Source organism: Polaribacter sp. IC073 (assembly GCF_007997075.1).
In the GTDB taxonomy this organism is placed as follows: domain Bacteria; phylum Bacteroidota; class Bacteroidia; order Flavobacteriales; family Flavobacteriaceae; genus Polaribacter.
The window spans coordinates 32,319-46,709 of the sequence record NZ_VORS01000010.1 but is presented as its reverse complement, the minus strand read 5'-3'; the positions used below and the strand labels follow the sequence as shown (position 1 = coordinate 46,709).

Sequence of the window (14,391 nt, the reverse complement as noted above, 5' to 3'; positions counted from 1 at the left end):
TATTATAATTTAAACAGTTCATAAAGAATAATTCTTTGCGAACTGTTTTTTTTTTGCTTCACTTTTCTGCAAAAAGAAAGGAGCATTTTTAAAACGCTCCTTTCAATCAAATAATTCAAAAAAATAAATAGTTTATTCTAAACTACTTTTATTATTTAGTTCTGTTGTGCCCACCATAAAGGGGTAAAAACACTATCAGGACCACCTAATTTATCAACTGCTTGTTCGTATCCACCAGGAATATTGCTTGAGAAGTTTGAAGGGTATTTTAAACGTTGCCCATAAAAATTAATGCTGTTCGTCATGAAATTTCCATTCGTTAATTGAGGCATATCAGTTAAAGGCTTTTCAATTGCAGCATTTTCAAAAAATGGCAATCCAAGTCTTCTGTGATCACTCCAAGTTTCCAAAGGTAACCATGGCGTTTGTGCAATAAATTTCTGAGTTATAATCTTTGTTAAAAGGTCATTTTTTATAGCACCATTTTTATAGATTGTGTTTTCTGGGTACTTTAAATTCATATTACCTGCAGTAGCTGTATACCCGTCTACGTAAGTTACAGCAATAGTTGCAGCTGGTTCGATTGTATGTGTCCAGCTAACAGAAGTTCCTACTCTACTATAGTCTTGAGAAGTTAGGTAGTCTCCTAATTGACTAGAAACACCGTTATAAGTAAAACTGTCTGCAATCCCTTTTTCGTAAGCTACTTGCCCAGTCATAGGTACATTCCATCCTCTTAAAGCAGCTTCAGCAATTAAAAAGTGAGACTCCCAAGAAGCAAAGAATATTCTGCTATTAGAATCATTTCTGTATTTGTTAGCTAATCGAGGTAATGTACCTGTAAAACCGTATACTTTGTTTTTAGATCCTTTTTCACCCCAATTACCTGCAGCATAAGCATTCCAAGTAAAAGCTGCTTCAATTTCTTTCACAACAGTATCTGAAGCATCTACAAGGTTTCTTTTTGTAATTGATGCATTGCTATTCCATGAAGGATATGCATTAAATTCTGGATCGCTAAAATCTCCAGGAATTTTAAATAAATCATAAGCTCTTGGATCGATCGTGTTTTGTAAACCATCGAAAAAGAAACCTGCAGAAGGATCATTTGTCATACTAGAAAAATGATTATCAAATTTAAGTCCCATATAATTTGCGGGTTTAATATGACTGTGTTTATCTGCAGACAGCATGCTTTGTGAGGTTACACCACCTAAACCAATCATTAAATTGTTAAGCGTTGCAGAAACTTCATGATCCCACCATTGTCTCGTCATTACACCTGTATAATCATTCCAGCCAGCAACTTCTTTTACTTTGAAGTTTTCTGATGCGTCAGAAATAAAAGTATTATTAGCAGCATCTTCAAATTCAGACTGTGCTTTTGCAGGATCTACTTCAGACAAACGCATCGCTAAACGCATTCTTAAAGAGTTGCCATATTTCTGCCATTTGGCATAATCGTATCCATAAGCTGGATCTAATTTTTTTAATGCATCACCAGGGTTTGAAACGGATAAATCTAAAGCAGCCGTAGCTTCATTTAATTCTTGTAACATATAGTAGTAAACCTCTTTTACATTACTATATTCTGGATTTACACCTTGAAAACCGTTGATAGGAATTGGTCCAAAATTGTCTGTCATTTCACTCATAATATAAGCACGCCAAATTCTAGCAACTTGTTTAAGGTTTGGTGTGTGCTCTTTAAAGTTTCCTGAAGCTATTTGTTTATCAGCAATTTCAATACCAGCGTTTATGTTTCTTAACCAAGAAGATACATATCCGTTGTAATAATCACTAGACCATCCATCGTTAGAGCTTCCTTCAGATAATGTACCTACTCTGGTCATTCTACCTGCATCATCCCAATAAAGAATAAATATACGTTCTGCAATGTGTGGGTTTTGTTGTGTGCCACCAATAGAACTATTAATAAAATACTCTGTTTGTACTTGATCCTCACTTGCAGCTGTAGGGTTCACATTAATCTCTTCAAAATCTGAACAAGATATAAATGCCAACAGCATTACGCCAAGTAAGTTCGCTTTTTTTAATATTTTTTTCATTACTTATATTTTTTAATTTTTAGAAACTTAAAGATACATTCAAGAATACGCTACTTGTTGTTGGTGGTGAAAGATATTCAAAACCTGTAGCATTGGTAGATGTAGCAAATACAGATTCTGGATCGATACCATTTAAGTTATTTTTTATCATCCAAACGTTGTTTGCAGAAATTCCAATTTTAGCACTTTGGATACCTGAGGTTGTTAACCAATTACTTTTTAAGTTATAATTAAGGTTTACATTTCTTAACCTTACATGTGTAGCATCGTAAATATTTGCTTCATTGATACCTAAGTTACCCGATCTTGCTGTTATGGCTGTCCAGTAATCTTGAGGAGATACTGCGGTAGTGTTTGCAACAAAACCAGAGCCACCATCACTAACAACACCTTCTAAGATGAAGTCTTCTCTTAATCCGTTTACAACTGTTTCAGCTGCAGTTCCCGATTGTTGTAATGCTAAATTAGAGCCAGAGAATATTTCTCCACCAATACTTGCATCCACTAAGAAACCAAGAGATAAATTGTTGTAAGTAAATGTATTTGAAAAACTAATTAAAGCATCTGGTTGTTGTTCACCTAATTTAAATTTATCTGAAGTAGCTGTTGGTAAACCGTTGCCATCCACAATAATTTGGCCAAAATTAGCACTTGCGACATCTTGAACACGTGCATATTTAGTTCCCCAAATTTCACCATATACTCCTTTTTCAATAGCTAAAACAGCTAAGTTGTCATACCCTCCCAAACGAAATTGTGTTACATCTTCAGCTAAACGCTCAATTGTATTGTCATTTTGAGAGTAGTTGATGCTTGCTTCCCAATTTAAACCTTCTGGGTTGTGTAAAATTTTACCGTTTAGAGACAATTCAAAACCTTTGTTCTGAACATCACCAGCGTTTACTTTTTTAGAGTTGTAACCACTTAAAGGGTCTAAAGGTAAGTTGATTAACTGATTTGTTGCATTTGATTGATACATTGCAAAATCTAAACCTAAACGATTGTTAAAGAATCTTCCTTCGACACCTATTTCTTTAGATTTAATTAATTCACTTCTTAAATCTGGGTTAAATAGTACATTGTTAGTACCTGCAGTAGTGTTGTTATTAGCATCATTACCAACAGTATAATAGTTGTAAAGTTCATATTCTCCTAAGTCATTACCAACAGTAGCATACGATGCTCTAACTTTACCAAAAGTTAACCAGCTAGGTAAATCTACATTTTGTTTTTTTAACATATCAGTAAATACAAAAGAAGTACTTATTGACGGATAGAAAAAAGATCTGTTTTCTTCACTCAATGTAGAAGACCAGTCATTACGAGCAGTAAAATCTACAAATAAATAGCCGTTATAATTTACTTGGAATGTACCATAAATAGAGTTTATTTTTTTCTCTCTAGAACCTTGGTTGATGTTTGAAGGATTTACTCCGTTATTCAACGTAAATAAGTTTGGAACTACTAAGTCACCAGAACTTCCTCTAATAAAATTAGAAGATCTTGCCATTATGTTACCACCAAGTGTTACTGCACCACCAAATTTACCAATAACATCATCTTTATTAGCAAGTAATAGTAAACTGTAATTTTTCTCGATAAAAGAATCTTTACCAAAACTATATCTACCTGTTTCACTATCTGGGCTGCCAGAATATAATTTAGATTCTGTTGTGGTTGTATATAAATCTGCTCCTGCATTTACTTCAGAACTTAACCAGTCATTAAATTTATATTTTAAAGATCCATTTAATAAGAAACGATCTCTAGCATCTTCACTTAACCTATTTTTTACAGACCAATATGGATTTTCAGCATTTTCTGAAACATACCATCTCATGTTACCAAATTCATCAGAACTATTTTGAAACTGAGTGATATCTACAGATACAGGTAATTGTGCTACCGTACCAAAAGCATTGTTATTATTACTACCATTTAAAGGTCTGTTACCAGCATTTGCATTGATGTATTGTACTTTAACATCTGTTGTCCATTTATTGTCTTCACCAAATTTAGAGACAGCTCTAGTGGTAAGGTTTAATCTTTCTAATGTAGATCCAGGAATATTGCTTTCATTTTCTAAATAATTTACAGAAGTATATAGAGATGTTGCTTCTGTAGCTTGTTGTTGAAAAGATACGCTATAATTTTGGCTAAAGCCACCATTGTAAAAGTTATCTAAATTATCATAAGCTCTTAAAGAAACTTGATCACCTTTCCAATCTGCTACTGATTGTCCTTCAATTTTAGGACCCCAGCTAGAACCAGAATTATTTACATAGATACCTTCGTTACCTTGCCCAAAGGACTTTTGTGTTTTTGGCTTAATAAATAATCTTTCAAAACCAGTAGTTACAGAAACTGTAATACCTAAACCTTTTCTAGATTTCCCTGTTTTGGTTGTAATTAAAATAACACCATTACCAGCACGAGAACCATATAAAGCTGCTGCAGAAGCACCTTTTAAAACAGTCATCGTTTCGATATCATCTGAATTTAAATCTCCTAAACCATTCCCTAAATCTTGAGATGGATTGAAAAAATCTGTATTATCAGCACCTGTAAAGTTGTCCATAGGAATACCATCAACCACAATTAAAGGTTGGTTGTCACCAGATAAAGAACTGTTACCTCTTAAAACAATTTTAGAAGAACTCGCAGGACCATTACTTCCTTTAATAATTTGCACACCCGCTATTTTACCAGCTAAAGCGTTGGCTACGTTAGTTTCTCTTGCTTCTGTTAAGCTTTCTCCTTTTACTTCTTGCACAGCATAACCTAAAGATTTTCTTTCTCTTTTAATACCAAGAGCGGTTATTACTATTTCATTCAATTGATTTACATCTTCTGCTAAAGAAATGTTTATAACAGCTGCACCATTTAAGGCCTTTTCCTGAGTTACATACCCCATGTAAGTAAATTGTAAAACAGCATTGGCTTTTGCAACCTTAATACTGTATTTACCATCAAAATCTGTTGTTGTTCCGTTTGAGGTGTTCTTAATCATTACGCTTGCTCCCGGAAGACCGAAACCTGTTGCAGTATCAATAACCACCCCTTTTACTGTTGTTTGCGCTTGCATCATACCGCATGTGCAGAATACTCCAAACATAAACAGCAATCTAAGTACCTTTTTTGTCATAATTAATTATTTTTGTTTAGTAAATTAATCGAAAAAATAAATGTAAAATAAATATTTTCGACTAATAACAATTATAGAGCTGAGTTGGTAGAGAAACCTTTTAATTGTACTTTTAAGGACCTTTGTAAACTCTTAAGAACTAGTATATTTATGCAGTTGGATAGGCCTTTATATAAAATAGATGATGCCTTTTTATAGACTACTATTTAACTATTAAATTTTTAAAATTACGCTTGAAAATTAGCTTTTTTTCAAAATATATTCCTTCATTTTTTATAATATTTTGATTGTTTTTAAGTTTTAAAATACTTTTTATTGAAGGGTAAACGTGAGGTATGATTTTTTACAAAGCTTAAAAACAGATTTTGTATTCAAATTTATTTTTGGTTATCAATAGTAACTTTACTCTCTTTAATTTACCTATAAAACAGCAAGTTAGTGGTCTTGTTTGAGTTATGTATGTTAAATTAATCTTAAAAAACATTCCTTTAGAGCTGTTTAGTTGTTGTTTGTCGAAATAATTAACTTACAATTAACACTTATTTTAAATTCGTTTTTATGTAATACATAATTATATAACTCAAACTAAATTTAAACTAAATTTTATGATTCAAAAAGTAAGTAAATTACTGTTCGCGTTTTTTTTGCTCAGCTTTATGGCGGTTCAAGCGCAGGTTACAGTAAAAGGAGCAATAACCGACTTAGATGACGGTACTCCTTTGTTCGGAGTGAATGTTATTGAACAAGGGACTAAAAATGGGGTGGTTTCTGATTTTGATGGAAATTATTCAATTAAAGTAGGTTCGAATGCGACCTTACAATTTAGCTATGTTGGTTATTCAACTAAATTTGTTAAAGTAAGTGGTAAAGAAACTATTAACGTAAGATTAGGTGTTGATAGCGAAGGGTTAGATGAAATTATAATTGTAGGTTATGGTACTCAGAAAAAGGGAAACTTAACAGGTGCGGTTAGTACCATTGATTCTGAAGCCTTAAAAGACAGGCCTGTAACGAACGTGATGCAAGCACTTCAAGGAGCTGCGCCAGGTTTGCAATTGAGTGTAGGTAATTCTGGTGGTGAACCAGGAGCAGTTATGAATATTAGTATTCGTGGCGCTGGTAACCTTCAGGGTACAGGTTCTCCGTTAGTAATTGTAGATGATATTCCTTTAAGTGATCCTTCTGGTTTAAATGATATAAACCCAGACGATATAGAAACTATTTCTGTTTTAAAAGATGCTGCCGCTAGTGCTATTTATGGTTCTCGTGCAGCTTTTGGTGTTATTTTAGTGAAAACCAAAAGTGGTGAAGGTATAGAAGGACATAGAGTAACCTATTCTAATAACTTCATTTATTCATCACCTTTGAATACGCCAAACATGATGAACTCAATTGATTTTGCAAACTATTTTAATTTAGCTGCAACCAATGGAGGAGGATCGCCAATATTTAGTGACGAAGTTTTAGGGCGTATTAAAGCGTATGCTGCAGACCCAGTAAATACGCCAGTAACTGTTGCGAATCCTCAAGGAACAAGATGGCAACAATATACAGGTTCAAATGGTAACACAGACTGGTTTGATGTAATGTATAAAGACGTTGTTTTACGTCAGCAACACAATTTAAGTTTTGCAGGAAGCGAAAAAAAATTAAGCTATAACTTATCAGGATCCTTTTTTGATGCTCCAGGAGTAATGAATTTTGGGGATGATAAATACCAGAGATACACACTTAATACTAAGGTGTCTAGTAAAATGACCGATTGGTTTACAGTAAATGCAAATATAAGAATGTCTAGAGTAGAAAATGATAAACCTAGTTATGATACAGGTTTATACCTTCATAACATTGCAAGACGTTGGCCAGTAAATGGTGTAGTTATGCCAAATGGTAGTTATAGTGATGGTTCTGAAATTCCTTTTATTTTAAATGGAGGTAGAGCATTATCTAAAAACTCTGACACTAATTTAGGTCTTGATTTAGTTTTTGAACCAATTAAAGATTTAAAGGTTAAAGCAAGTTTATATTACAGAGAAAATGCAAATGACTTTTCTAGACATAATGCAAAAGTAGGGGTTACAGAGCCTAATGGCGAAGAGCGTTTGATAAGACAAAACAATAGTTATTATCGTTATTCTTATGAGAATACTTACGTATCTCCTAATTTAGTTGTCTCTTATAACAAGAGTGTTAATGAAGCACACAATTTTTCTGTATTAGGAGGATTTCAACAAGAAGAAACAAGTTATAGTTCTGTAGGGGCTTCTGTAAATGATTTAATTACAGACGGTGTACCTTCTATTTCTACAGGTGTTGGTGAAGATAATGTAGGTGATTCTGCAGGTGCTTATACAACACAAGGTTATTTTGGTGAATTCAAATATAATTACAAAGAAAAATACCTTTTTCAAGTTAACGGACGTTATGATGCATCTTCTAGATTTGCGCCAGATAGCCGTTGGGACTTTTTTCCTTCTTTATCAGTAGGTTATAACATGGCTAAAGAAGAATTTTGGAAGATAGACAGAGTGAATATGTTTAAATTACGTTATTCAACAGGTTCTATTGGAAATCAAAATGTAGCAAATTATTTGTATGTACCTCGTATGCCTATTAGAACTAATCTTTGGTGGTTAGGTAGTGGTGGTAGACCAAATTATACTTTAACACCAGGGCTAGTTAGTCCTAATATTACATGGGAAACTGTTAGTACTCAGAATTATGGTTTAGATGTAGGTGCATTTAATAATAGGTTACAAACTACTTTTGAATATTTTGTAAGAACTACAGATGATATGTTTGGTCCATCAGAACGTTTTCCTGCTTTATTGGGTACTGGTGCTCCACAAGCAAATAATGCTTCTTTAGAAACGAAAGGTTTTGATTTTAGTATTCAATGGAAAGATAATATAGGAGATTTAGGTTACAATATTGGTGTTGTTTTATCTGATGCAGTTACTACAGTAACAAAGTATCGTAATCCTAACAACCTTTTAAATAACTATCGTGAAGGTCAAGAACTTGGTGAAATCTGGGGATTTGAAACACTTGGTTTGTATCAAAATCAAGATGAAATAGATAATGGTATAGATCAATCTACCATGTACGGTGGTGTTTGGTATCCTGGAGATGTAAAATATGCTGATATTAATGGAGACGGACAAATAGACTGGGGTAATGGTACAACTGATGATGCTGGAGATAGAAAGGTTATTGGGAACGCAACACCTAGATACCAATATTCTATTAACGGAGGATTGAATTATAAAGGAATTGATTTATCTATGTTCTGGCAAGGTGTTGGTAAAAAAGACGTATGGGCAGGTGGTGCTTATACTTTCGGAGCCGTAGGAAATCAATGGCAGTCAGCTGCACTTCAAGGACACGGAGACTATTGGTCTGCAGAAAATACAAATGCACATTTACCAAGACCTACATTTAGAAGTGCTTGGAGAAATCAAGAAACACAAACAAGATTTTTACAAGATGCATCATACATAAGATTAAAAAACCTTACAGTTGGTTATAGTTTTTCAAAAACAGTTTTAGATAATTTAGGTCTTAATAAGTTTAGGTTATACGTATCTGGAGAAAATCTTTTTACAATATCTGATATTTCTGGTGTTTTTGATCCAGAAGCAACTGGTGGTCGTTGGGGAAGTGGAAAAATTTATCCACTTCAAAAGTCATTCTCAGTAGGTTTAAATCTTCAATTTTAATACTATAAAATTATGAAAAAAATAAAATTAATTACTTTAATGTTTGCAATGGCTATCTTTTCTAGCTGTTCAGATGATTTGCTCAACCAATTTCCTCAAGATGAAATATCTCCTGAGCAATATTGGAAAACACCAAACGATTTAGCTTTATTTCTAAATCAGTTTTATACTTCTTTCCCTGTTCATCAAGGGTTTAATGGAGGTACTTTTGAATTTGATAATAATAGTGATAACCTTGCAGACATTTTTGTAAATGGTAGGTTAGAAGGAAATGCAGTACTTGCACCTTCTTCAGATGGTAATTGGAACTATGGTAACATTAGAAGTGTAAACTTTTATCTTGAAAATAGTGGAACTGCACAAGGAGATGCTCAGTTAATTACACATTATAACGGAGAAGCGTATTTCTTTAGAGCTATGTTCTATTTTAATCTTTTAAAAAGATTTGGAGGAGTGCCTTACATCGATAAAACTTTAAATACAGATTCGCCAGAATTGTTTTCTGCGAGAATGCCAAGAAATGAATTGGCTACGAAGATTATTGAAGATTTAGATAAAGCAATTACCAGTTTAAAGAAACAAAGTTCTGCGGAAGCTTTTAGAGTGCACCAGGGGATGGCGTTAGCGTTAAAATCTAGAGTAGGTTTGTACGAAGGTACTTGGGAAAAATATCATGAAGGTACTGTGTTTGCAGCTCCAACAAATGAGAGTGCAAAATTTTTAGGACATGCTGCTAGTGCTGCTAAAACCTTAATAGATCAAAGTGCTTATTCTATTTATAATAACGGAACGTCTTCTACTTACTGGGACTTATTTAACCAAAAGGATTACTCTGGAAACCCAGAAGTTATGTTTTGGAAAAAATATGATTTATCAGTTGGTATAGGTCATCGTGTTGGTCATTATTTACCTCATACAGGTTCAGGAACCGGTGTAACAAAATCTTTAGTAGATACTTATTTAGCTATTGATGGTCAACCTATTTCTGTAAGTCCTTTATACAATTCAGGTAAAGAAACAAGTCTTACAGACATTGTAGCAGACAGAGATCCTAGGTTAGCGCAAACGGTTTGTACTCCTGGTGATTTAATTACAGAAAACTCTGGAGTAGCTAATGAAATTTTTGAGTTTCCAACATTTAGAGGAAATAATGAAATTACAAATACTACAGGTTTTCAAATTTATAAAGGGGGGTCTACAGAAGCAGCTCAAAGATACGATAGTGATACAGGTTCGATAATATTTAGATACGCAGAAGTACTTTTAAATTATGCAGAAGCAAAAGCAGAATTAGGAACTTTAACACAAGCAGATTTAAATAGCACTATTAATTTATTAAGAGCTCGTGTAGATATGCCAAATATGAGTATTGTTCCAGTAGCAGACCCTAACAAAGCTTTTACAGCAGTAAGTGATTTGATTAATGAAGTAAGAAGAGAGCGTAGAGTAGAGTTGGCTTTAGAAGGTAGACGTTTTGACGATTTAATGCGTTGGGCTGCTGCAGATGAGTTAATTGTTGGTAAGAGATTAACTGGATTTCAGATTGTTGGAAGTGGTGCTATGGAAACTGAATTTACAGCAGAGATAGGTACTTCAATTTTAGTGAATGGAGATGGTAATATCGATCCATACTTGAACAGTCTTCCGTCTGGTTTTCAGTTTGATTTGGGTAGAGATTATTTATCACCTGTACCAACAGAGCAAATAGTATTAAGTCAGGGTAATGTTTCTCAAAACCCAGGATGGCAATAGAAAGAAATAATTAATATTTTGTTTAGATTATTTGAATTAATCCCGTGCAACCACTATTGTGCGGGATTTTTATTGTTTTTTAAGAGTTTTTTTAACATAACTATAACATAAGTAGTACATAATACTTATTGAGAATTAATTATTTTAGTTGATTGATAAAATTAAGTAATTGTTAATTTAATATGACAATTTAAGCTTTGTAAAAGCTCTTTTTTTCCTTTATTAAATAGGTTCTAAAAGGAATTAATTTCGAGACAACTCTACTGTATAACAAATGAAAAATAATGATTTTAAGTAAAAAAGAGTTCGTTTTAAGTCAGGTTGTATTTTTGTTTTTTCTTCCCGTACATATAAATGGTCAAACTACAGACCCTTAATGAAATTATATAGAAAACGAACAAGTAATAAGTGAATTTAAGCTAGAAGCACCTGCTTTGCTCACCTCATTTACTTTAGACAATAATGTTTTTTCATGAGGCAAACTATATACAAATCAAAAATAAAAAAAAAGAATTTTAAATAAAAAGAGATAATGAAACAAACAAACCATCTATTAAAAGTTGTTTTCCTATGGGTAATGGGAAGTAACTTCATTCAAGCACAAACGCTCGATCCTGTTATTGAAAACCCTGATGTTGTAGGAATTAATAAATTAGATGCGCGAGCTACTTTTTTTCCTTACAATTCTTTAGATTTAGCAAAGCAAGATGCGTTGTCTAAAGCAGAAAATTATCTATTATTAAATGGAGTTTGGCAATTTAATTATAGTGATAATCCGGAATCTAGACCAGTAGATTTTTATAAAAAAGACTACAACACGTCTAGATGGGATAGTATAAAAGTACCAGGAAATTGGGAAATAGAAGGTTTTGGAGTGCCTATTTATGTAAATGCTTCGTATCCTTTTCAAAAAGGACAATTAAATCCACCAGATATTCCAGACGGAGACAACCCTGTTGGTTCTTATAAAAGAACATTTGAGGTTTCTAAAAACTGGGATGGTCGCGATATCTTTATTCATTTAGGAGCCGTTAAATCTGCTTTTTATATTTGGGTAAACGGTGAAAAAGTTGGGTACAGTCAAGGTTCTAAATTGCCGGCAGAATTCAATTTAACAGCATTTGTAAAGCCAGGAACAAACAGTATTGCTTTAGAAGTGTATCGTTGGAGCGATGGTAGTTATTTAGAATGTCAAGATTTTTGGAGAATTTCAGGAATTGAAAGAGACGTGTATTTATATGCAAGACCGAAAGTGCAATTGGCAGATTATTTTGCAAAAGCAGGGTTAGAAAACAACTATAAAGACGGTGTTTTAGATTTAGCAGTGGATCTTAAAAATATTCATACTAAAAAGCAAAAAGGATCTGTTTCTGTTGCGTTAACCAAGAATAATCAAACGGTTTATAGCAATTCTTCATCTTATGAATTAGCAGCAAATTCTAACAAAACTTTACAATTTAATAAAACCATACCACAAGTAAAAACGTGGTCTGCAGAAACGCCAGAATTATATCAATTAAATATTGTTATTAAAGACAAAAAAGGAAAGGTTTTAGAAGCCGTTTCTAGAAAATTAGGTTTTAGAACTTCCGAAGTTAAAAACGGGAACTTTTTAGTTAACGGAAAAGCAATTTTATTTAAAGGTGTAAACAGACATGAGCACGATCCTAATACAGGACACGTTATTTCTCGTGAAGATATGCTGAAGGATGTTAAAATATTTAAAGAATATAATATCAATGCAGTAAGAACTTCACACTACCCTAATGATCCTTATTTTTATGAGTTATGTGATGAATATGGAATTTACGTAGTAGATGAGGCTAATATAGAATCTCACGGAATGGGATACGCTTTAGATAGAACTTTGGCAAACGATCCGAAGTGGTTAAATGCACACTTACAACGTGTAGAGCGTATGATTCAGCGTGATAAAAATCATCCTTCTATTGTAATTTGGTCTTTGGCAAATGAAGCTGGAAATGGGTATAATTTCTACGAATCTTATTTATTGGCAAAGAAAACCGATAATACAAGACCTGTGCAGCATGAAAGAGCGGTTTATGAGTGGAACACAGATTTATTTGTGCCGATGTATGCAACGCCAAAAGGTGTAGAAGCGTATGCAAAAGATGATAGAAGAACCAAGCCTTTAGTGCAATGTGAATATGCACATGCGATGGGAAATAGTATGGGAGGTTTTAAAGAATATTGGGATTTATTTGAAAAGTATGATAAATTACAAGGTGGTTTCATTTGGGATTTTGTAGATCAAGGAATTAAGATTGAAAAAAACGGTAGAGAAATTTTTGCTTATGGTGGTGATTTCGAACCCGAAGGAACACCTAGTGATAATAACTTTTTAAATAACGGATTGGTACAACCAGACAGAAAAGTAAATCCGCATATTCATGAAGTTGCACACATCTATCAAGATATAAAATTTTATGAAAACGATTTAAAAAACAAAACAATCGATCTTAAAAACTGGTATTTCTTTAGAGATTTATCTAATTACAAATTAAACTGGCAAGTACTTGCCAATGGAGAAATAGTAGAATCTGGAACGATTGATAATATTATAACAACACCAGAAACTAAAAGAGCTATAGAAATTCCGTTTAAAGTTTCATTTAAAAAGGGTGCTGAATATTTCTTAAATGTTGCTGCTGTTTTAAAAACAGACGAGCCTTTGTTAAAAGCAGGTCATCGAATTGCGTATGAACAATTTCAATTGCAAGCGGCAACTTTTCAAGTTCCTGCAAAAGCAACAAAAGTTGTTACTTATAAAACACAAGGAGATGTGATTACTGTAAACGGAAACAATTTCCAATTAACGTTTAATCAAAAAGAAGGAAGCTTAACAGATTACACCTATAATAATAAAAAGCTATTAACAAGCGGACCAGAAGTTAATTTTTGGCGTGCACCAATAGACAACGATTATGGTGCTGGTACACAGTATAAATTCAAATCTTGGAAAAATGCTGGTACTTCTGGTACTGTAACAGCGGCTACGAAGCAAGTATCTAAAAATGATGTTCAAATTGTTTTTACTAGAGAAATATTTGAAGGTGATGCAGAAATAATAGTTACGTATGCTATCGATGGTAATGGTGTTGTAAAAGTAACGAATGAATTAAAAGCGCATAAAGGGAAGTATTCTAATTTTTATAAATTCGGTAACAAATTGGTTTTTCCTGAAGCTTATAAAAATGTTGCTTTTTACGGAAAAGGACCTTTTGAAGGATATACAGACAGACAACATGCTGTAAAAATAGGCTTGTTTGAGCAAACGATAAAAGAGCAATATTTTCCTTACATCCGTCCGCAAGAAACAGGAAATAAATTAGACGTGCGTTGGGCAACTTTAACCAAAGAAGATGGTTCTGGAATTCAGTTTTTAAGTGAAACGCCATTTCATTTCTCTGCCTTAAATTATACAGAAGACGATTTAAGTTCTGGTGATAAAAGAACCCAAAAACACGCTGGAGAATTAGATGCTAGAAAAGAGGTTTTTGTAAATATTGATGGTTTTCAGCAAGGTCTAGGAAGCATCAATAGTTGGGGAACTTTACCTATGGAACAATACCGTTTAAAATATCAGAATTATTCATACTCTTATTGGATGAAACCAATTAGTAAATAGGGTAATTAATGCAAAAATAAATAAATATCGACTTCTCAATTTATGGGAAGTCGATAT

Annotated in this window: 5 protein-coding genes; 3 read left to right on the top strand and 2 right to left on the bottom strand. The window is 33.1% G+C overall.

Annotation, left to right across the window (positions count from 1 at the left end; translation table 11 throughout):
- Positions 1-155: 155 nt before the first annotated feature.
- Both ES045_RS14260 and ES045_RS14255 read right to left on the bottom strand, forming a co-directional pair.
- Positions 156-2,069 carry a SusD/RagB family nutrient-binding outer membrane lipoprotein gene (locus tag ES045_RS14260; protein WP_147116956.1) on the bottom strand — a complete coding sequence of 638 codons (1,914 nt, stop codon included), beginning with the start codon at positions 2,067-2,069 and terminating at the stop codon, positions 156-158.
- Positions 2,070-2,088: 19 nt separating this feature from the next.
- Positions 2,089-5,214, bottom strand: a complete 3,126-nt coding sequence (locus ES045_RS14255) for a SusC/RagA family TonB-linked outer membrane protein (protein ID WP_147116955.1) — start codon at positions 5,212-5,214, stop codon at positions 2,089-2,091.
- Between the two features lie 605 nt (positions 5,215-5,819).
- On the opposite strand from ES045_RS14255, the gene ES045_RS14250 reads away from it, so the two are divergent.
- From ES045_RS14250 to ES045_RS14240, 3 genes are all read left to right on the top strand, one after another.
- Positions 5,820-8,933 (top strand): SusC/RagA family TonB-linked outer membrane protein, encoded by a 3,114-nt coding sequence (locus ES045_RS14250; RefSeq protein WP_147116954.1) that lies wholly within the window; start codon positions 5,820-5,822, stop codon positions 8,931-8,933.
- Between the two features lie 12 nt (positions 8,934-8,945).
- Positions 8,946-10,685, top strand: coding sequence for a RagB/SusD family nutrient uptake outer membrane protein (locus ES045_RS14245; protein ID WP_147116953.1), 1,740 nt, complete (start codon positions 8,946-8,948; stop codon positions 10,683-10,685).
- A gap of 532 nt (positions 10,686-11,217) precedes the next feature.
- Positions 11,218-14,334 (top strand): glycoside hydrolase family 2 TIM barrel-domain containing protein, encoded by a 3,117-nt coding sequence (locus tag ES045_RS14240; RefSeq protein WP_147116952.1) that lies wholly within the window; start codon positions 11,218-11,220, stop codon positions 14,332-14,334.
- Positions 14,335-14,391: the final 57 nt, after the last annotated feature.

Bases quoted from the DNA above. Each gene is read 5' to 3' on its own strand.
- ES045_RS14255 (WP_147116955.1), bottom strand. From the start codon at position 5,214: ATGACAAAAAAGGTACTTAGATTGCTGTTTATGTTTGGAGTATTCTGC.
- ES045_RS14240 (WP_147116952.1), top strand. From the start codon at position 11,218: ATGAAACAAACAAACCATCTATTAAAAGTTGTTTTCCTATGGGTAATG.
- ES045_RS14250 (WP_147116954.1), top strand. From the start codon at position 5,820: ATGATTCAAAAAGTAAGTAAATTACTGTTCGCGTTTTTTTTGCTCAGC.
- ES045_RS14260 (WP_147116956.1), bottom strand. From the start codon at position 2,069: ATGAAAAAAATATTAAAAAAAGCGAACTTACTTGGCGTAATGCTGTTG.
- ES045_RS14245 (WP_147116953.1), top strand. From the start codon at position 8,946: ATGAAAAAAATAAAATTAATTACTTTAATGTTTGCAATGGCTATCTTT.